This window comes from Paraburkholderia kururiensis (assembly GCF_034424375.1).
In the GTDB taxonomy this organism is placed as follows: Bacteria; Pseudomonadota; Gammaproteobacteria; order Burkholderiales; family Burkholderiaceae; genus Paraburkholderia; species Paraburkholderia kururiensis_A.
The window spans coordinates 4,573,876-4,591,528 of record NZ_CP139965.1 but is presented as its reverse complement, the minus strand read 5'-3'; the positions used below and the strand labels follow the sequence as shown (position 1 = coordinate 4,591,528).

The window sequence follows — 17,653 nt, the reverse complement described above, 5'->3', positions numbered from 1 at the left end:
GTCGGAGACCCTTGCAGGCCCGTGGGCACCGACAAACGGTCAGTTGCGGCACCCACAGATCAATCTTAGGCGAGCGGGCGGGACTCCAAAGTCAACTATTGTCACAAGCGAGCGCGAGCATGATCGCCGTCGCAGGAAAGCTCCCGCAAGCACTTGGCTCTCGCGAAAGAAACGCCTCGCCGACGAATCACACCACGCCTGCGCCGTGCGCCTGCAGGTCGGCGTGATAGCTCGACCGCACCATCGCGCCCACTGCCGCGTGCGTGAAGCCCATCTTGTAAGCTTCTTCTTCGTACATCTTGAACGTGTCGGGATGCACATATGCGCGCACCGGCAGATGGTGCTCGGAAGGTTGCAGGTACTGACCGATCGTCAGCATGTCGACGTCGTGCGCGCGCAGGTCGCGCATCACCTGGAGAATTTCCTCCTCGGTCTCGCCAAGCCCCACCATCAAACCCGACTTTGTCGCGACGTCCGGATGCAGCGCCTTGAAGTCCTTCAGCAGCTTGAGCGAGTGAGCGTAGTCCGAGCCCGGGCGAGCCTCCTTGTAGAGACGCGGCACGGTTTCGAGGTTGTGGTTCATCACGTCGGGCGGCGCGGCATTCAGGATAGACAGCGCCCGGTCCAGGCGGCCGCGGAAGTCCGGCGTGAGAATCTCGATGCGGGTTTCCGGCGAGTGCGCGCGCACTTCGCGGATGCATTCCACAAAATGGCCGGCACCGCCGTCGCGCAGATCGTCGCGGTCCACGCTCGTAATCACCACGTACTTGAGCTTGAGCGCCGCGATCGTGCGCGCCAGGTTGGCCGGTTCCTCGGGATCGAGCGGATCGGGACGGCCGTGGCCCACGTCGCAAAACGGGCAGCGGCGCGTGCACTTGTCGCCCATGATCATGAACGTCGCCGTGCCCTTGCCGAAGCACTCGCCAATGTTCGGACAGCTCGCTTCCTCGCACACCGTGTGCAGGTTGTGCTCGCGCAGAATCTGCTTGATCTCGTAGAAGCGCGAGCTCCCGGTGGCCGCTTTCACGCGGATCCACTCGGGTTTCTTCAGCTTCTCGATGGGCACGACCTTGATCGGAATGCGCGCGGTCTTCGCCTGCGCCTTCTGTTTCGCGGTGGCGTCGTAGGGCGCGGGAGCGGCAGCGTCGGGAGCGGGCGTGCCAGCGAGGTTCGCGGTAGCGTCAGTCATTCGTTCGGTCCAGTCAGGCGGTGGCGGCACCGGCCTGCGGTTGGGCGACGGCCGCGCGCGTGCCGTCGAGGTTTGCAGTGAGACTTCGGGCGAGCGTGGCCGCCACGTCGTTCCAGCTCGCGGCGACGCCGAGCGTCGCCATGTCGACCGTCTCGAGCCCTGCATAGCCGCAGGGATTGATGGCGAGAAACGGCCGCAGATCCATGTTCACATTGAGGCTCACGCCGTGATAGCTGCAGCCGTTGCGGATTTTCAGCCCGAGTGCCCCGATCTTGGCGCCGACATGAACGCCGGCTGCGGGGCCGGGCGCAACGTAGATGCCGGGCGCGCCGGCCTTGCGTTCGCCAGCGAGATTATACGACGCGAGTGTATCGATCACGGCCTGCTCGATACGCGTGACGAGGTCGCGCACCATGAGCTTGCGGCGGCGCAGGTCGAGCAGCAAATAGGCTACGACCTGGCCGGGGCCGTGGTAAGTGATCTGGCCGCCGCGGTCGATCTTCACAAGCGGAATGCCGCTGTCGGCAACGAGCAGATGGCTCGGGTTACCGGCCTGGCCCAAGGTGAAGACGGGAGGATGTTCGACGAGCCAGATCTCGTCGAGCGTGTCGGGCGTTCGCGCTTCGGTGAACGCGCGCATTGCGTCGAAGCTCGCCTCGTAGGCTTCGGTGCCGCGCCAACGCAGCACGAGGGGAATCGCGTCTGAAGCGCAAGGCGCCGTAGCCGCTTCCGCAGCGGGCGCGCAATCGTCTGAGGGAAAAGGGGACAGGGAAACCGGCGTGGCACACATGATGTGCGCAGTTTACCGAAATCCCGCCCCCGCCGCCGGACATCGCCCGGCGGCGCTCACACCGTGCGCCAGCCGTCGCCCACGCGCACGCCGAGCCGTTGCGCGGCACGGGCCGCCCAGTCGATGAGCCGCTCCGACGGCCGCGCCGGAATGGCAAACGCCACGCGTGCGGCCGGCGCCCCTTCCACGCTGAGCCACAGCCGTTCGCCGCGCCGCAGCCGCAGCGTATGACCCGGCTCGAGCCAGTAATCCTCGACGTCGTCGCTGCGCGTGACCCAGACCGGGCCGCCGTGCACCGTGAGCCGCGTGCTGTTCGCGACCTTCATGGGCACCGTCTCGCCCGCGTGGATTTCGAACGTGATGTTTGAGGAAATTTCTCGCATGATCCGCTCCGCCAAAAATCGTCTTGATGGCTAGAATCGTAGACGCCGCAAGGGATTGGGCAAAACGATCATTTTTCACCGGTATGTGAGAAAAATTGCGATGGACCTGCGCGAGTTACCCGCACTGAACGCGATCAAGGCATTCGAAGCCGCGGCGCGGCACGAGAGCTTTTCGCGCGCCGCCGACGAGTTGTTCGTCACGCACGGCGCCGTGAGTCACCAGATCCGCGCGCTCGAAGCCGACCTGGGCGTCACGCTGTTCGCACGCGACGGCAAGCGCGTGCGGCTCACCGATACGGGCCGCCGCTACGCGACCCAGGTGCGCGCCGCGCTCGCGGCGCTGCTCGACGCCACGCGCGAGATTCGCGCCGGGGACCGCGAGCGGCGGCTGGTCGTCTCGATGCTCACTTCGTTTGCCGCTCGCTGGGTGACGCCGCGCATCGGCCGCTTCATCGAGGCGCACCCGAACTGGGACCTCGAACTGCTCTCCACGAACGCGCTCACCGACTTCGCACGCGACGACGTGGACGCCGCGATCCGCTTCGGCTACGGCCGCTACCCCGGGCTACACGCCGAACTGCTGCTGGAGGAGATCTTCTTTCCGGCCTGCTCGCCGCGGTTCAACGGCGGCAAGCTGCCCAGGAACCCGCGGGAGATGATGAAGCTCGCGCTGCTGCGCTCCGACGACGAACTCTGGCGTCCATGGTTCGACGCCGCCGGGCTCGACGACTTGCCCGAGCCCAAACGCGGCGTGCTCTATCAGGATTCGTCGAACCTGCTGCAGGCCGCCATGGACGGCCAGGGCATCGCGCTCGTGCGCCGTTCGCTGGCGATGCACGAGATCGCTGCGGGACGCCTCGTGCGGCTGTTCGACATCGATGGCCCCAGCCCCTGGAGCTACTACTTCATCTGCCCGCCGCACATGCTGCATACCGAGCGTGTACAGGCGTTCCGGAACTGGATTTTCGAAGAGGTGGCGAGCTTCAAGCTGCTGTTCCAGCGCGCGTGCGAGGAAGGCTCGCAGCGTGCGCGCCAGGCCTTGCCCGCAGACGAGACGTAGCGGCACCGAAGGAGCGCGGCTTACAGGACGACCTTCACCATGGGATGCCCGGTGAGGGCGAGGTAGATGGTGTCCAGGTGCTCGCGGCTCACCGCGCGCACCGTCACGGTGAGGCCCGTATAGTTGCCGCCGCTCGAAGGACGCACTTCCACGCGCGACGCGTCGAACCCGCTGTCGAACTGGCGGATCACGGCAACAATGGTTTCAGCGAATTCCGGGTGTGACTTGCCCATCACCTTGATCGGAAAATCGCAGGGAAATTCGAATAGCGATTCGTTCATCGGACTCATGCCTTACTCCTCGAGCGCCGCGGCGAAGGGCTCATTGTGCGCCTTGTGCCTGCTGTGCATCTGCTATGCGCCTGCTTTGCGCCTTGCACGCCAAGGCGTGCCGGCAGGCGGCGTAACGCGCTGCACACCCGCGCCGACGGCCCCTTTCGCTCATGCCGCCGAAGGGGAACCGTGCCATCCCTCTCACTTCTTGTTGAACATGAGCATCAGCGAATCCCACACGCGGCCGACGATGCCGGCCTGCGGCACGGCCTTCAATGCGACCACCGGGAATTCGGTGAGCGTTTTGCCGTCTGCGACGAGCTTCGCGGTACCGACCTTCTGACCGTCCGCGATTGGCGCAATCAGCGGGCTCGCAATCTCGATCTGCGGCTTGGCCTTGTCGGCGGCGCCCTTCGGCACGGTGATGTACTGGTCGGTCTTCACGCCCACCTCCACCGTATCGGCCGCGCCCTTGTAGACGCGCGGCGTAGCAATCGCCTGACCCGCCTTGTACAGGCGCACCGTGTCATACGCGGTGTAGCCGTAGTTCAGCATCTTCAGGCTGTCCTGCACGCGGTCGTGCTCTCTCTGCTCGCCCATCATCACGGTGACGAGACGGCGCGACGCGTCGGCCACGCCAGGCAGCGGACGCTTCGCCGTGGCGATCAGGCAGTAGCCCGCCGCCTGCGTATGGCCGGTTTTCAGGCCGTCCACGGTGGGATCGATCCACAGCAGCCGGTTGCGGTTCGGCTGCTTGATCTTGTTGTACGTGAACTCCTTCACCGAGAAGATGCTGTAGTAGTCGGGGAAGTCGCGGATCAGGCGCGTAGACAACACGGCCAGGTCGCCCGCCGTCGTGTAGTGCTGCGAGTCGGGCATGCCGTTCACGTCGGCGAAGTGCGTGTGCGTCATGCCGAGGCGCTGCGCCTCGGTGTTCATCATGTTGACGAACTGCGCCTCGCTGCCGCCCACGAGTTCCGCGAGCGCGATGGCGGCGTCGTTGCCCGACTGCACGATCATGCCGTAGACGAGGTCGTGAACCGTCACCGGCTTGTTCGCCTCGATGAACATGCGCGACTCGTCGTTGCGAACGCGGCGCACAGCCTCGCTCGGCATGACGGTCTGCTCCATCGTGATCTTCTTCGTCTGCAACGCCTGGAAGACGAGATAGGCCGTCATCAGCTTCGTGAGCGACGCCGGCTCCACACGCTCGTCAGGATTGCCCGAGGCGAGCACCTGGTTCGCTGTGGCATCGACGAGCACCCACGAACGCGCGTTCACCGCGGGCGGCGGCACCTGCGCGAAGGCGGTGGATGCGGCGACCAACGTTGCCGGCAGCAGCACGCCGAGCGTGACTGCGCGAACAACGGAACGAGGGACGAAAGACGGGGAAACAGCCAGAGGGGAAGTACCGGAAGTGACGAGACGCATAGGATCGTTTCAGCTTTGATTGGGGCTGTGCCTGCCGCTTCGCACGGGCTTCGCGCGATACGGCACGCATTTGGAATGAGCCGGAGGGCGGACGCTGTGCGGCACGCTCTGCTGGCTTCGCGTGATGCAAACGGTTGCACACGGAGCAGCGAGACAAGGCGGATAAGGTCGGCTTCGCGGCGCTCGTTTGACCCGCTGTGGCGCGAACGGTTCGCGCGGCGTGCAGCGTGCCGCAAGCGACGCCCGACCCGCAAAACGCACGGCGCAGCGCCCAAAAAAGAGCGCTCATTATACGCGCCGCTTCGTGCGCCACCCCGTCGATTCGATGACGATTTCGCGTTTTACGCGTACCTGTATGAGGTTTTCGCAAAACGCGCGGCGTGCGCGACGTCCGCGATGGAGGTTACACGACGGTTACACGCGAGCCGCGCGACGCGTCTCGCGGCGCTGCCCTATCGCCATGCATCCACGATGATGCGCTTGAGCACATGCAGCTTGCGATGCAGAAAATGCTCCGCGCCCGGAATGACGACGATGGGCAATTCCTGCGGCCGCGCCCACTCGAAGACGGACAGAATCGGCACCGTATCGTCGAGTTCGCCGTGAATGACGAGCGTGTTTTCCGGCACCGGCGCCACTTCCCAGCGGCTCGCCGCGGTACCGACGAACACCATGCGCTCGATCGCACCACCCGCTTCGGTCAGACGCTTCGCAACATGCGAAAGCACGAACGTGCCGAACGAGAAACCGGCCAGCACGAGCGGCAGATCGGCATGCTCCGGCTGCGCGCGCATGTGGTCGAGCACCGCGAGCAGATCGTCCTGTTCGCCAAGGCCGTTGTCGTGCTCACCCGCGGTTTGCCCCACGCCGCGAAAATTCGAGCGATACGTGACGTAGCCAAGCTGCACGAGCGTACGCGCAAGCGTCTGCGCGACCTTGTTGTCCATCGTGCCGCCGAAAAGCGGATGCGGATGCGCGACGAGCGCCATGCCGCGCGGCGCCGCGCCGTTCTCGCGGGTTTGATCGGGCAGATCGAGCGCGACTTCGATCTTGCCGACGGGCCCGTCGATCAGATACTTCTGCGTGTGAACGTTCATATCTTGAGGCGCTCGACCACCTTGCCGTGCTGAAGATGCGATTCGACGATCTCGTCGATGTCGCTTTCGTCGATGTACGTGTACCAGGTGCCTTCCGGGTAGATGACGACGGTCGGCCCTTCCTCGCAGCGGTCGAGGCAGCCAGCCTTGTTGATGCGCACCTTGCCGGGCCCGGCGAGCCCCAGTTGCTTCACGCGCTTTTTCGCGTGCTCCTGCATGGCCTGTGCATTGCAGTTGCCGCAGCTCGGACGATCCGCGCCGGGCTCGCGCTGATTCAGGCAAAAGAAGACGTGGTACTGGTAGAAAGAATCCATGGCTTATCGGGCAAAGATGGCGGAAAGATTCGCGGAGAAAGCGGAATGGCGTTCGTCGTCAGCCGCATGACACGTGCCTTGCGTGAGACCTGGGCTCGGGGCCTCAAGGCCCACACAGGGCGAACGCCGCTTCATGCGAAGGTGCCTGGCCGTCCGACGACCGAACCACGACCGGCCGATTATAGCGATCGACTGTGCGCCCCGTCGGGCGCAGCCGCGCCGCACGCGCTCACTGATTCGCGAGCAGGGCCTGCACGCCGAGCCACGCGCCGATCTGCGCGACGAGGTCGTCGCTCGCGGCCGCGAGGGCACGCGCACCGCCCGATGCGTCCGGCGAACTGGCGGGTGCGCGGGCAATGAAGGTGCGCTGACTCAGCACCTTGTTCGCCTGAAACAGCGTGGCGCGCGCGGTGATGACGCCCGAACTCTCGGTCTGGCTATCGAAAACCTGCTCGAACTGCTCGAGCTCCACCTTCAGCACCGGGGCACGCACGCCATCGCCGCCCGTCAGCACGGTGCCGTGCGACGAAAGCGTATTGCGCAGCCGTTGCGTGAGAAGCCGCGCGGGCGACATAGTCCAGTGCGTGTCCGCGTAGGCGCCCGTACGCTGCGCGTTCGCGTAGCTCAAGCGATAGAGCAGACGGTCGGTGTCGATGGTCGACGGCGCGCCCACGTCGAGCACCTTCACCACGGGCAACGTGCCCGACATCGAGGCGGCAGGCGCAGGACCGAAGTCGTAGCGAATGTCCGAGAGCACGGCGGGATTGCCCGCGCATGCGGCAAGCAGCAGGCAAAGCATAGCTGCGGAGCCTGCCGCGAAGCGGCCTTTCAAGCTCGCCTGCCCGTTTGGACCGCCTGCCTGCTGCCGCCCCGTGGCGACCTGTTCGATTGCGTGTGGCATGTTCTTTCCTTCGATCGTTGTGCTTGCGCGCCGGAGTGCCGTCGTGGTGTCGGCGGGGTGCATCAGCGGTTCGCGTGCGCGGCCGGCCACGCGAAACCCGCTTCGCCCGGACCGGGCGCCGCGTGCGGCGCGCCGCCGAACAGCACGCTGCGCGGATTCGCGTTGAACGTCTCCGCGGCGCTATCCACCGAGCGCACCGCCGAACGCACGTCGTCCGCGAGCGAATTCACGCGCGGCAGCGTGTCGTACCCCACGCGCGACGAAAGCTCCTGCAGCGAGCTATCCACGGAGGTCAGCGCCTCGCCCGCCTGCTGCGCCGCCGTGCCGACCTTGTTGAGGTTCGTCTCGAACGGCCCGTCGGGACGGTTGATACTCGAAATTAGCTGGTTCGTGGAGGCCAGCGTCGTGTCGAGCGTGGTCAGCGTGCCCGAGAGCTTGCCCGCGGCGGGCGCCATCTGCTGCGTGAGCGTCGTGACGCCGTCCGCCGCGTGTTGCAGGCTCGCGGCCGTGGCCATCAGCTGCCGGCGCGTTTCGTCGGAGAGCATGTTGTCCACGTCGGTTGCGACCCGTTCGAGCTGACGCATGAGGATGTCGCCACGTTGCTGCAACTGGTCGAACAGCCCCGGATGCATGGGAATCTGCGCGATCTGCTTCGGCGACGATTCGAGCGGCGCCGGGTTCGCGCCGGTATCGTCGAGTTGCACGAACGCGATGCCCGTCACGCCCTGCAGGCCCAGGCTGCCGAAGGTGGACTGCGTAATGGGCGCGTTCTTGTCGACGAGAATGCGGATCACGATCTGCCCCGGATGCTGTCGGTCGAAGTGGATGGACTGCACCTTGCCCACGTCGAGGCCGCGATAGCGCACGGCCGCGTCGGTATAGAGCCCCGTCACGTTGGTGCGCGCGATGAGGTCGTAAGGCACACGCACGGTTCGGTCGACGTTGAAAAAGAACGCCGCCGCGCCGATTGCCAGCAGCAGCGCCACCGTGAAGAGCCCGGCCCAGAAGGCGTGGGATTTGTTTTCCATCGTCAGGTTCCCTCGTTCACACCGGAAACGGCGGCATTCGGGCGATGATCAGCCTGCCGCCCTCCCGCGCTCATAGGTGAATTTCGGCCGGCGCCGGCTCGAGCGCCGCCGGCGGCAGCTTCGCGCGCCGGTCGGGCGGCAGCGCCTGCAGCGCGCGGCGCCCGCGCAGGCCCAAAAAATACTCGCGGATAAACGGATGATCGACGCCCGCCGCCTCTTCCACCGGCGCGGCCACCAGCACCTTTCGGTCAGCCAGCACGGCCACGCGCGTGGAAAGCGCGACCATGGTGTCGAGGTCGTGCGTCACCATCACGACGGTGAGGCCCAGCGCGCGATGCAGCGTGCTGATCAGTTCCACGAATTCGTCGGAGGCCTGAGGATCGAGCCCGGCCGTGGGTTCGTCGAGGAACAGCATCTCCGGCTCGAGCGCGATGGCGCGTGCAATGCCCACGCGCTTCACCATGCCGCCCGACAGCGCCGCGGGCATCTTCGATGCGTGCTTGCACGGCAGCCCCACCATTTCGAGCTTGAGCATCACGATGTCGCGCAGCAGTTCGTCCGGAATCTTGCCCAGTTCGCGCAGCGGTTGCGCGACGTTGTCGAACACGTTGAGCGACGAAAACAGCGCGCCGTGCTGGAACAGCATGCCCATCCGGCTGCGCATCATGAGCGCGGTATTCCCGTCGAGCGTCGACGTGTCTTCGCCGAACAGCTTGATGGTGCCGGACGACTGCCGCTCGAGCCCGAGAATCTGCCGCACGAGCGTGGTCTTGCCCGACCCGGACCCGCCCACGACCGCCACGATTTCGCCCCGGCGCACATCGAAATCCAGATGCTGGTGAACGATGTTGCGTCCGTAGCGCTTGGTGAGGTCGCGCACCTCGATCACCGTTTCGGCGATGGTGGGCAGCGGCCGTCCGCGCACGGCGTCCTTGAGCGGCGTACTCATCCCAGCCCCACGTTCTGGAACATGATCGCGAACACCGCGTCGGCGAGAATCACGATGGTGATCGAAGTCACGACGGATGTGGTCGTGCCTTCGCCGAGGCTCTGGGAATTCGCCTTGATCCTGAAGCCGAAGTGGCAGCCCACCAGCGCGATCAGCATGCCGAACGCCACGCCTTTGCCAAGGCCGATCCACAGGTTCGCAATGGGCACCACGCCGGGCAGCGAACGCGCGAAATACGAGAGATCGATGCCGAGCACGAGCTTCGCGGCAAGCGCCCCGCCGAAGAGCGCGATGATGTTCGTCCACATGACGAGCAACGGCATGGCGATGCCGAGCGCCAACACGCGCGGCAAGATCAGGCGCAGCCCATGCGGTATGCCCATCACGCGCATGGCGTCGAGCTCTTCGGTCACGCGCATCACGCCGATCTGCGCCGTGATCGCGGACCCGGACCGGCCCGCGACGAGAATGGCGGAAAGCACGGGCCCCAGCTCGCGAATCACCGAGAGCCCGAGAATGTTCACGATGTACTGGTTCGCGCCGAAGATGCGCAACTGCTGCGCCGAGAGGTACGACAGCACGATGCCGATCAGAAACGCCACGAGCGCGGTGATGGGCAGCGCTCGCGTGCCGGCGTTGTAAACGTTCGCTGATATCTCGGTCCACGGCGTGATCTTCGGATTGCGCGCAATGGAGGCCAGATCGAGCACCACGCGGCCCAGCATCACGAGGCCGCCGTAGAGATGCTCGAGGAACGTGAAGATGCCGAAGCCGAGGCGTGTAAACGGATCGAGCCGCACCACCGGTTCGGGCGGCTCGCGGGCGGCATCGAGCAACGCGATGCGGTCGAATATTTCGCGCTGCGTATCGGTGAGCGCCACCAGTTCGTGGGGAAAGCGGTGGCCCCAGACGTGCCACAGCGCCTGACCGCCCACATGATCCATATGTTCGATGTGCGACAGATCCCAGTGATCCACGGACTCCGCGGCGAGCTTGCGCAGCCGCATGGTCACGCCGCCGCGAGCTCGGTCGCGCGCGAGCGCGAGCGCCGTCCATTGCCCGGACAGCCGGACGATCTTGCCCTGAGTGCCGGCCGCGATCTCGAGGCCGGGTGGCGTGTCGTAATTCAAGGGTCGATGGATCCGCCGGAATGAAGACAGCAGCATTGTAACGAACGGCCCCCGTTTAGCGCCTGCGACATGTACAGCCCATGCCGTCGCTACAATACGGGCCATGAACGTTCCCCCGCCCCCCTCCGCAGCCGGTTCCGCCGACGACTGGCGCATCGATCGCGATCGCGCGGTCACGCTGTTCGGCCCCGCCGCGCTCGACTGGCCGCTCGAAATCGTCGAGGAAACCGGCTCCACCAACGCCGACCTCATGGCGCGCCTGAAGGCGCTGCCGCGCGACGCGGGCGCGCTCGCGCGGCCCATCGTGCGCGTCGCCTATCTGCAGACCGCCGGCCGCGGCCGCCGCGGCCGCCCCTGGTACGCCGAGCCCGGCAACGCGCTGCTGTTTTCGATTGCGTGCGTGATGCCGCGGCCGCTCGAAGGGCTGGCGGGCTTGAGCCTCGCCATCGGCGCGGCGCTGGTGGACGGGTTGCGTTCGCTGCCCGTCGCCGGCCCGGGGCAGATCGCGCTGAAGTGGCCCAACGACGTGCTGCTCGAAGGCGACAAGCTCGCAGGCATCCTGATCGAAACGGCGTGGAGCACCGAGGATGCCAGCGCCGTGGTGATCGGCATCGGCACCAACGTGAAGGGCGCCGACCAACTCGCAGCGAAGGTGAGCGAACTGAATGCCGGCGCCCCGGCCCAGGTGCGCGGCGCCGTGCCGACGGCGCTTTCGCGCGCGCTGCCGAACGCCAATCTCACCGACACGCTCGCCGCCGAACTCAACGCGCTCGAACCAGCGTTGCAACGTTTCAGCGCCAGCGGATTCGCGCCATTCCAGGCGCGCTGGAACGCGTGCCATGCCTACGCGGGTCGCGAGGTCGTGCTGATCGAGCAAGGCGTGGAAGTGGCGCGCGGCGTGGCGACGGGCGTGGACGAACGCGGACAGCTGCTGCTCGATACGCCCACGGGGCGGCGCACCATCGCGACCGGCGACGTCTCGCTGCGGCTCACGGACGGCGGCGCATGAGCGGCGCGCCGTTCCTGCTCATCGACGCCGGCAACAGCCGGCTCAAGTGGGCACTGGCCGACGTCAGCGGCACGCACGCGTATGCCGGCGTGTCGTCGGACGAGCCCGACTGGGCGGAACTGCCGCGTCCCGCGAGTGCATGGATCTCGAACGTTGCGGGCGACGCGATGGCCGAGCGCATCGACGCATGGCTCGATGCGCGCTGGCCGAGCTTGCCGCGCACGACGATTCGCGCCACCGCGCACCAGTGCGGCGTGACGAACAGCTATGCCGCGCCCGGCACGCTGGGCAGCGACCGTTGGGCGGGACTGATCGGCGCGCACGCCGCCTTTCCCGGCGAGCATCTGCTGATCGCGACGTTCGGCACGGCGACCACGCTGGAAGCCCTCCGCGCCGACGGCACGTTCGTGGGCGGATTGATCGCGCCCGGGTGGTCGCTGATGATGCGCTCGCTCGGCGAGCGGACCGCGCAACTGCCCACCATCGACGCCGGCGAAGCGCGCGACCTGCTGACATCGGCAGCCCGACCCGAACCGTTCTTCGCCACGGACACCCATCGCTCCATCAGCGCAGGCTGCGCGCTCGCGCAGGCCGCGTTGATCGAGCGGATGTGGACGGAACTGAGCGACGAATGGCAGGTGCCGGTGCGGCTCGTACTGGGCGGCGGGGCGGCTGGCGAAGTGACAGCAGCGCTGAAGGTGCCGCATACTCGCCACGACACGCTGGTGCTGGCGGGGCTCGCGTTGATTGCCGCCGAATGCGGCTGATGGGTCAAAGCCGACAAGCGACGCGCGGGCGCTTCGAAGTCGACGCGGATCTGGCTCGCCGTCAGTTGGGCCTCGCCGGGTAATCGGCAGATAAGGAACGAAGCCGTTCTTCAAGGAGAAACGACGATGCTGCGATGGCTCATCGCCATTCTTTTTCTCGCGAACCTGATCGCGCTTGCGGCAATCAGCGGCGCATTCGGGCCGACGCCGGCGTCCGGTCCGCGCGAGCCCGGTCATCTGAACCGTGAGGTTCACCCGGACTGGCTGAAGGTGAGGCCGATATCGCCGGCGGAATCGGCCGACGCGACGATCGTCGGCGGCCCGGTGCCGATGCCTGCGGTGAAGAGTTCGGAGTTGACGCAGTAGTCGCGCGCGGTTCATGCGCTTTGTCGGCGCGCACAGTGCGAAAGCGCATCGCGCCCGCAGTGAAACGTGCACCGCCTTTCGAGCGACACGACACACGCGCCGCCGTTTCTGCCGCGGCTGCGTCGTCTCATCAGCCGAGGCTGCGCACCTTCTTGAGGAGCTTCGTGGTCGAGCGGTCGTGCTCGAACGGAATGGCGAGCGCCCGCCCGCCCCAGCCACGAACGAGCGCCGATTCGGGCAGCACGTCCATGTCGTAATCGCCGCCTTTCACGAGCACGTCGGGCCGCAACGCTTCGATGAGCGAAACCGGCGAGCGCTCGTCGAAGCGAACCACCCAGTCCACGCTTTCGAGCGCTGCAAGCAACGCCATGCGGTCTTCTTCGGCGTTGATGGGACGGTCGTCGCCCTTGCCCAGCATGCGCACCGAGGCGTCGCTGTTCACGCCGACGATGAGGCAGGCGCCGAGCGCCCTGGCGTCGGCGAGGTAGGTGACGTGACCGCGATGGAGGATGTCGAAAACCCCGTTCGTGAACACGACGGGGCCGGGCAGCGACGCGCGGCGCTCAGCGAGCGCCTCACGCGTGACGATCTTGCGTTCGAAAGCAGCGGGCATTGGGAGGACAGACAGCGATGGCGTAATCGCGTCAGGCAGGCTGCTGTTGTGCGGACGGGTCCTGGCCCGAAGCCTGCAGCCGCGTCGTCACTTCCTTCCGATAGCGGTTCAGTTCCTGCGCCGTGTTGAAGGTGCGCTCGAACAGAATCGAAAGGTTGTGCAGAATGCGCTCGACAACCTTCTTCTCCCAACCGTCGTCGAAGCGAATCTGCTCGTCGAGCCAGCGCTCCAGCCATTCGGGATCAGGCAGACGCGACTGCACCGTGTCTCGCGGGAACAGCGACTGGTTCACGTGCAGGTTCGTGGGATGCAGCGGCTTCTCGGTACGACGCGCCGACGCCATCAGCACGCCGATCTTCGCGAACGCGGCGCGAGCCACATCGCCGCAGTTGACGAGCGCCTTCTTCATGTAGCGCAGATAGGCGCCGCCGTGACGCGCTTCGTCGCGCGAGATGGTTTCGTAGATGTGCTTGATGACCGGTTCGGTGTGCCATTCGGCAGCGCGGCGATACCAATGGTTGAGGCGGATTTCGCCGCAGAAGTGCAGCATCAGGGTTTCGAGCGGCGGAGCCGGATCGAACTCAAAGCGCACCGCATGCAGCTCTTCCTCGGTCGGCACGAGCTCCGGCTTGAAGCGGCGCAGGTACTCCATCAGCACCAGCGAATGCTTCTGCTCCTCGAAGAACCACACGCTCATGAAGGCCGAGAAGTCGCTGTCGTGATGGTTATCGCGCAGAAACATCTCCGTTGCCGGCAGTGCGGACCACTCGGTGATCGCATTCATCTTGATCGTACGGGCCTGCTCGTCGGTGAGGAGCGACGCGTCGAACTTGTCCCATGGAATGTCCTTCTCCATGTCCCATCGGACCGATTCGAGCGATTTGTAAAGTTCCGGATAAAGCATCGTGTTCATAGTCCCGCCCCTGTTCAGCGCTTGACGACTTTTGACTTCGTGCCGCGCCCGCGCACCTCTGCGCTGTCGAGCGAAGCATCTAATTTTACGCGGTAATCGGACACCCAGAATCCCCGTCGGGCGACGAAGCGCCCGCGGTTCTCCATGTGCGTGCGAATACCGGAATGGTGTGCGGCATGACGGCCGTGGGTAGGGACGGGCCCGTTCCTTCAATCCGTGCCGCGAGCGGCGCGTGTGCGCCGCGTTGCCGGGCGAATGCAACCACCCGGACCGGCCCTTGCGCCGGCCACCGGAACAGCCGTTCCGGCTTGCGCCAGCGGGCCGCAAAGCGTTCGGCATGATAGCACGCCGCCCCTGCCCGACCCTTCCGGCCCGAAAAACGCGCACCACTATGAGCCGGGCGCTGCATTTCCGCACATATACGCAGATAAACCTTGACGTATCTCAATAACGAGCCAAGTAAACGCCGATGACGCGGGTGAGCAAACGGCGCGCCCGTTCGAGCCGCGCAGAACGCAGCCAACCATCCATGTGGCATGACGGACGCCGCCGTCCGCCTTGCCCGTAAACGTCATTCCGGCTTGTTCGACGACGACTTCTTTGCCGTGCGCCCCGCCATGGCGCCGCTTGAACTCTTCGTCTGGGACGGCCGTTTGGTGGCGGTGCGCCTGGCCGCCGTCCCGACGCTGCCCGCTGCGTCGCCTTCGCCGTTGTCGCCGTTTCCACTTGCCGTGCCGGCTGCGGCCGGGTGCGCCACAGCGAACTGCGCAAGCTGGTTGAACTGGGACTGCAGCAGGTTCCACCACGCCGTGGGGTCAAATGTGGGCGGCGCGGATTGCTGGGCGTCTGCCGTCCCTTCTGCGCCTTCTGCGTCTTCGGCCCCGACACTCGCCTCACGCGGTGGTGCGTCGCTTGCCGCTGCCCGGCCGCGCGGTCCCTCGTCCGTCGGCTTGGGACTGGCCGGCTCGGTCATCTGCGACTGGGCGAATGCGCCGAACGCGCGCAACGTGGCAAGCGTCGCGCGCTGCACCTCGAGCGCCTGGATCGCCGATTGCAGCATGTTGAGGTTCAGCTTGAGCCATTGCTCGACGGCGCGCATGTCGGTGATGCGCTTGTCGAGTTCTTCGACGCTCGTGAGCGGCGCGAGCATGTCGGACATCATCGAGAGCGACGGTCCCAGGCCTTGCGCGGCACCGGGTTGCATGCCCGGGAAGGCGCTGCCGAACGGTGTGAGACGCATCATGTCCCACATGCGGTCGAGCATCTCCGCCGGAGGAAAACCGGGAAAGCCCGGGAAGGGTGGCGTGGAACCTGGCTGATCGGTCATGCGTGTCTCCTCACGTGGGGATTGAAACGCGGCGGACCACGTGTAGCGCGCGGCGTGTCGATATTGCTCCGATCATACAGCGCCGCCCCGTGCCGCAACGAACGGGGTTAGCCCTGAGCACCGCGGCGTGCGAGCCCTGTGCCACGTCGAAGCAAGGTGCTCCCCGACTCGATCAGAACGGGTCGCCGCCAGGAAAATCCGGCGATCGCCGTTCGCGCAACGACTGCACGCCTTCACGCACGTCGGGACCTGAGAAGCCCATGAACTCGAGCGCGAGCGACGTATCGAATGCCGGCCCTGCTGAACGCAGCCAGTTGTTGAGCGCGTACTTCGTCCAGCGGATGGCGGTCTGCGAACCGTCAGCAAGACGCTTTGCCACGTCGAAGGCTTTGGGCATGAGGTCGTTCCCGTCCACGGCGAGCGACACGAGCCCGATGCGCTCGGCCTCTTCGCCGCTCACCGGCTCACAGAGCAGCAGGTAATACTTCGCCTTCGCCATACCGCACAGAAGCGGCCACACGATGGCCGCATGGTCGCCCGCCGCCACGCCGAGCCGCGTGTGTCCGTCGATGATGCGCGCCGTCTTCGAAGCGATCGAAATATCGGCGAGTAGCCCCGCCACCAGACCCGCACCGACCGCCGGCCCATGCATGGCCGACACGATGGGCTTGCTGCAATTGATCACGTTGTAGACGAGGTCGCGAGCCTCGCGCCACACGCGCGCACGCACGTCGAAATGCGTGGCCATGTCTTCCACGAGTTGCAGGTCGCCACCTGCCGAAAAACCTTTGCCTTCGCCCCGGATCAGCGCAACGCGCGCATCGGGATCGCGGTCGATGTCGCGCCAGATGTCGGCGAGTTCGCGGTGCATCTCTGCATCGGCGGTGGCAAGGCCGCTGCGGTTCGCCCCTGCACCGCTCATCACGACTTCGACGATGCCGTGTGCGTGACGCACCACCTGCAGCGCGTGATAGTGAGCGTAGAACGGGTCGTTCATGGCAGTCTCCTCGCTGGTTCTGCGTATGTGGTGTCGGGCGTACCTACGCGGCACATGGCGATGCCGGCGCCGCGGCATGCATCACGCCGGCAACGCTCAGGCCGCGCCTTCGAGCGGCGCCACGGCCTGATCGATTGCACCGAAAATCGACTTGCCGGCCTCGTCGAACATCTCGATCTTCACCGTGTCGCCGAACTTCATGAATTCGGTGGTGGGCGCGCCGTGCTCGATGGTTTCCAGGCAACGCTTCTCCGCGATGCAGCAGTAACCGCGCTTCGCGTCCTTGTTCGACACCGTGCCCGAACCGACGATCGAGCCGGCCCGCACGTTGCGCGTCTTCGCCGCGTGCGCGATGAGTTGCCCGAAATGAAACACCATGTCGGTACCGGCATCGGGCTGCCCAACCTTGCGGCCGTTCCAGTGGACGATCATCGGCCGATGCAGGCGGCCTTCGCGCCAGTGCTCGCCCAACTCGTCGGGTGTGACGGCCATCGGCGCAAACGCCGTGGCCGGCTTGCTCTGAAAAAAGCCGAAGCCCTTCGCGAGTTCCGCGGGAATCAGGTTGCGCAACGACACGTCGTTGGCAAGCGTGACAAGCCGCACGCCCTTGAGTGCCTGCTCGGGCGTGGCGCCCATCGGCACGTCCGAGGTGATGACCGCGACTTCGGCTTCGAAGTCGATGCCATAGGCTTCGGACGCGCACACGATGTCGTCGGTCGGGCCGATGAAATCGTCGCTGCCGCCCTGGTACATCAACGGATCGGTCCAGAACTCCGGCGGCATTTCCGCGCCGCGCGCGCGGCGCACGAGTTCGACGTGATTCACGTAGGCCGAGCCGTCCGCCCACTGGAACGCGCGCGGCAGCGGCGCCATGCAGTCTTTCGCGTTGAACGCGAAGGAATGACGTGCGCGGCCGTGGTTGAGCTGGTCGTACAGGTCACGCAGTTGCGGCGCGTAGAAGGCCCAGTCGTCGAGCACGCGCTGCAGCGTGGGCGCAATCGCGTCGGCAATTGCGGCGGTTTGCAGGTCGCGAGAAACGACGATCAATTGGCCGTCGCGGGTGCCGTCCTTCAGCGTGGCGAGTTTCATAGGCGGGCAATGAGGATGACGATAGAAG

Annotated in this window: 20 protein-coding genes; 4 read left to right on the top strand and 16 right to left on the bottom strand. The window is 65.9% G+C overall.

The annotated features are described in order from the left end of the window. Positions 1-187: 187 nt before the first annotated feature. The 3 genes from lipA to U0042_RS20630 are packed head-to-tail and all read right to left on the bottom strand — an operon-like array spanning position 188 to position 2,362. Positions 188-1,189, bottom strand: coding sequence for a lipoyl synthase (gene lipA / locus U0042_RS20640; protein ID WP_114809374.1), 1,002 nt, complete (start codon positions 1,187-1,189; stop codon positions 188-190). Between the two features lie 13 nt (positions 1,190-1,202). Then, positions 1,203-1,979, bottom strand: coding sequence for a lipoyl(octanoyl) transferase LipB (lipB, locus tag U0042_RS20635; RefSeq protein ID WP_114809375.1), 777 nt, complete (start codon positions 1,977-1,979; stop codon positions 1,203-1,205). A 56-nt stretch (positions 1,980-2,035) separates the two neighbouring features. Further along, positions 2,036-2,362: a DUF2917 domain-containing protein gene (locus U0042_RS20630; RefSeq protein ID WP_017772573.1), complete on the bottom strand. Its 327-nt coding sequence runs from the start codon at positions 2,360-2,362 to the stop codon at positions 2,036-2,038. 100 nt (positions 2,363-2,462) lie between these two features. Between U0042_RS20630 and U0042_RS20625 the strand changes: the two genes are divergently transcribed. Next, positions 2,463-3,422, top strand: a complete 960-nt coding sequence (locus U0042_RS20625; protein ID WP_114809376.1) for a transcriptional regulator GcvA — start codon at positions 2,463-2,465, stop codon at positions 3,420-3,422. Positions 3,423-3,442: 20 nt separating this feature from the next. On the opposite strand, the gene U0042_RS20620 is transcribed toward U0042_RS20625, so the two are convergent. The 8 genes from U0042_RS20620 to U0042_RS20585 form a co-directional block, all read right to left on the bottom strand. Continuing rightward, positions 3,443-3,712: a DUF493 family protein gene (locus U0042_RS20620; protein ID WP_114809377.1), complete on the bottom strand. Its 270-nt coding sequence runs from the start codon at positions 3,710-3,712 to the stop codon at positions 3,443-3,445. 183 nt (positions 3,713-3,895) lie between these two features. After that, positions 3,896-5,125: a D-alanyl-D-alanine carboxypeptidase family protein gene (locus U0042_RS20615; protein WP_114809378.1), complete on the bottom strand. Its 1,230-nt coding sequence runs from the start codon at positions 5,123-5,125 to the stop codon at positions 3,896-3,898. Positions 5,126-5,577: 452 nt separating this feature from the next. Further along, positions 5,578-6,222: an alpha/beta hydrolase gene (locus U0042_RS20610; protein WP_114809379.1), complete on the bottom strand. Its 645-nt coding sequence runs from the start codon at positions 6,220-6,222 to the stop codon at positions 5,578-5,580. Continuing rightward, complete coding sequence (locus U0042_RS20605) at positions 6,219-6,536, bottom strand: (2Fe-2S) ferredoxin domain-containing protein (RefSeq protein WP_114809380.1); 318 nt, start codon at positions 6,534-6,536, stop codon at positions 6,219-6,221. Before U0042_RS20605 ends, U0042_RS20610 begins: the two co-directional genes overlap by 4 nt. Before the next feature lie 229 nt (positions 6,537-6,765). Then, complete coding sequence (locus U0042_RS20600; protein ID WP_232833242.1) at positions 6,766-7,335, bottom strand: ABC-type transport auxiliary lipoprotein family protein; 570 nt, start codon at positions 7,333-7,335, stop codon at positions 6,766-6,768. A gap of 164 nt (positions 7,336-7,499) precedes the next feature. Continuing rightward, a complete protein-coding gene (locus U0042_RS20595; protein ID WP_114809381.1) occupies positions 7,500-8,465 on the bottom strand; it encodes an MlaD family protein in 966 nt (321 codons plus the stop codon). 70 nt (positions 8,466-8,535) lie between these two features. Continuing rightward, positions 8,536-9,414 (bottom strand): ABC transporter ATP-binding protein, encoded by an 879-nt coding sequence (locus U0042_RS20590; RefSeq protein ID WP_114809382.1) that lies wholly within the window; start codon positions 9,412-9,414, stop codon positions 8,536-8,538. Further along, a complete protein-coding gene (locus U0042_RS20585) occupies positions 9,411-10,544 on the bottom strand; it encodes an MlaE family ABC transporter permease (RefSeq protein ID WP_114809383.1) in 1,134 nt (377 codons plus the stop codon). Before U0042_RS20585 ends, U0042_RS20590 begins: the two co-directional genes overlap by 4 nt. 103 nt (positions 10,545-10,647) lie before the next feature. Between U0042_RS20585 and U0042_RS20580 the strand changes: the two genes are divergently transcribed. The 3 genes from U0042_RS20580 to U0042_RS20570 all read left to right on the top strand — a co-directional run bounded on the left by U0042_RS20580 (position 10,648) and on the right by U0042_RS20570 (position 12,686). Beyond that, a complete protein-coding gene (locus tag U0042_RS20580; protein ID WP_114809384.1) occupies positions 10,648-11,553 on the top strand; it encodes a biotin--[acetyl-CoA-carboxylase] ligase in 906 nt (301 codons plus the stop codon). After that, positions 11,550-12,320: a type III pantothenate kinase gene (locus tag U0042_RS20575; RefSeq protein WP_114809385.1), complete on the top strand. Its 771-nt coding sequence runs from the start codon at positions 11,550-11,552 to the stop codon at positions 12,318-12,320. The genes U0042_RS20580 and U0042_RS20575 overlap by 4 nt, the downstream gene beginning before the upstream one ends. A gap of 126 nt (positions 12,321-12,446) precedes the next feature. Then, a complete protein-coding gene (locus U0042_RS20570; RefSeq protein WP_114809386.1) occupies positions 12,447-12,686 on the top strand; it encodes a hypothetical protein in 240 nt (79 codons plus the stop codon). 130 nt (positions 12,687-12,816) lie between these two features. Here the strand turns inward: U0042_RS20570 and rfaE2 are convergent, their stop codons facing one another. The 5 genes from rfaE2 to U0042_RS20545 form a co-directional block, all read right to left on the bottom strand. Next, positions 12,817-13,299, bottom strand: coding sequence for a D-glycero-beta-D-manno-heptose 1-phosphate adenylyltransferase (rfaE2, locus tag U0042_RS20565; RefSeq protein WP_114809387.1), 483 nt, complete (start codon positions 13,297-13,299; stop codon positions 12,817-12,819). Positions 13,300-13,330: 31 nt separating this feature from the next. Continuing rightward, a complete protein-coding gene (locus tag U0042_RS20560) occupies positions 13,331-14,212 on the bottom strand; it encodes a ferritin-like domain-containing protein (protein WP_114809388.1) in 882 nt (293 codons plus the stop codon). A gap of 571 nt (positions 14,213-14,783) precedes the next feature. Continuing rightward, positions 14,784-15,539, bottom strand: coding sequence for a PhaM family polyhydroxyalkanoate granule multifunctional regulatory protein (locus tag U0042_RS20555; RefSeq protein WP_114809389.1), 756 nt, complete (start codon positions 15,537-15,539; stop codon positions 14,784-14,786). 172 nt (positions 15,540-15,711) lie between these two features. Beyond that, positions 15,712-16,536, bottom strand: a complete 825-nt coding sequence (locus U0042_RS20550; RefSeq protein ID WP_114809390.1) for an enoyl-CoA hydratase/isomerase family protein — start codon at positions 16,534-16,536, stop codon at positions 15,712-15,714. A gap of 96 nt (positions 16,537-16,632) precedes the next feature. Beyond that, complete coding sequence (locus tag U0042_RS20545; RefSeq protein ID WP_114809391.1) at positions 16,633-17,625, bottom strand: fumarylacetoacetate hydrolase family protein; 993 nt, start codon at positions 17,623-17,625, stop codon at positions 16,633-16,635. Positions 17,626-17,653: the final 28 nt, after the last annotated feature.

Coding starts and splice junctions, on each gene's coding strand:
- lipA (WP_114809374.1), bottom strand. CDS start 1,189: ATGACTGACGCTACCGCGAACCTCGCTGGCACGCCCGCTCCCGACGCT.
- lipB (WP_114809375.1), bottom strand. CDS start 1,979: ATGTGTGCCACGCCGGTTTCCCTGTCCCCTTTTCCCTCAGACGATTGC.
- U0042_RS20630 (WP_017772573.1), bottom strand. CDS start 2,362: ATGCGAGAAATTTCCTCAAACATCACGTTCGAAATCCACGCGGGCGAG.
- U0042_RS20625 (WP_114809376.1), top strand. CDS start 2,463: ATGGACCTGCGCGAGTTACCCGCACTGAACGCGATCAAGGCATTCGAA.
- U0042_RS20620 (WP_114809377.1), bottom strand. CDS start 3,712: ATGAGTCCGATGAACGAATCGCTATTCGAATTTCCCTGCGATTTTCCG.
- U0042_RS20615 (WP_114809378.1), bottom strand. CDS start 5,125: ATGCGTCTCGTCACTTCCGGTACTTCCCCTCTGGCTGTTTCCCCGTCT.
- U0042_RS20610 (WP_114809379.1), bottom strand. CDS start 6,222: ATGAACGTTCACACGCAGAAGTATCTGATCGACGGGCCCGTCGGCAAG.
- U0042_RS20605 (WP_114809380.1), bottom strand. CDS start 6,536: ATGGATTCTTTCTACCAGTACCACGTCTTCTTTTGCCTGAATCAGCGC.
- U0042_RS20600 (WP_232833242.1), bottom strand. CDS start 7,335: ATGCTTTGCCTGCTGCTTGCCGCATGCGCGGGCAATCCCGCCGTGCTC.
- U0042_RS20595 (WP_114809381.1), bottom strand. CDS start 8,465: ATGGAAAACAAATCCCACGCCTTCTGGGCCGGGCTCTTCACGGTGGCG.
- U0042_RS20590 (WP_114809382.1), bottom strand. CDS start 9,414: ATGAGTACGCCGCTCAAGGACGCCGTGCGCGGACGGCCGCTGCCCACC.
- U0042_RS20580 (WP_114809384.1), top strand. CDS start 10,648: ATGAACGTTCCCCCGCCCCCCTCCGCAGCCGGTTCCGCCGACGACTGG.
- U0042_RS20575 (WP_114809385.1), top strand. CDS start 11,550: ATGAGCGGCGCGCCGTTCCTGCTCATCGACGCCGGCAACAGCCGGCTC.
- U0042_RS20570 (WP_114809386.1), top strand. CDS start 12,447: ATGCTGCGATGGCTCATCGCCATTCTTTTTCTCGCGAACCTGATCGCG.
- rfaE2 (WP_114809387.1), bottom strand. CDS start 13,299: ATGCCCGCTGCTTTCGAACGCAAGATCGTCACGCGTGAGGCGCTCGCT.
- U0042_RS20560 (WP_114809388.1), bottom strand. CDS start 14,212: ATGAACACGATGCTTTATCCGGAACTTTACAAATCGCTCGAATCGGTC.
- U0042_RS20555 (WP_114809389.1), bottom strand. CDS start 15,539: ATGACCGATCAGCCAGGTTCCACGCCACCCTTCCCGGGCTTTCCCGGT.
- U0042_RS20550 (WP_114809390.1), bottom strand. CDS start 16,536: ATGAACGACCCGTTCTACGCTCACTATCACGCGCTGCAGGTGGTGCGT.
- U0042_RS20545 (WP_114809391.1), bottom strand. CDS start 17,625: ATGAAACTCGCCACGCTGAAGGACGGCACCCGCGACGGCCAATTGATC.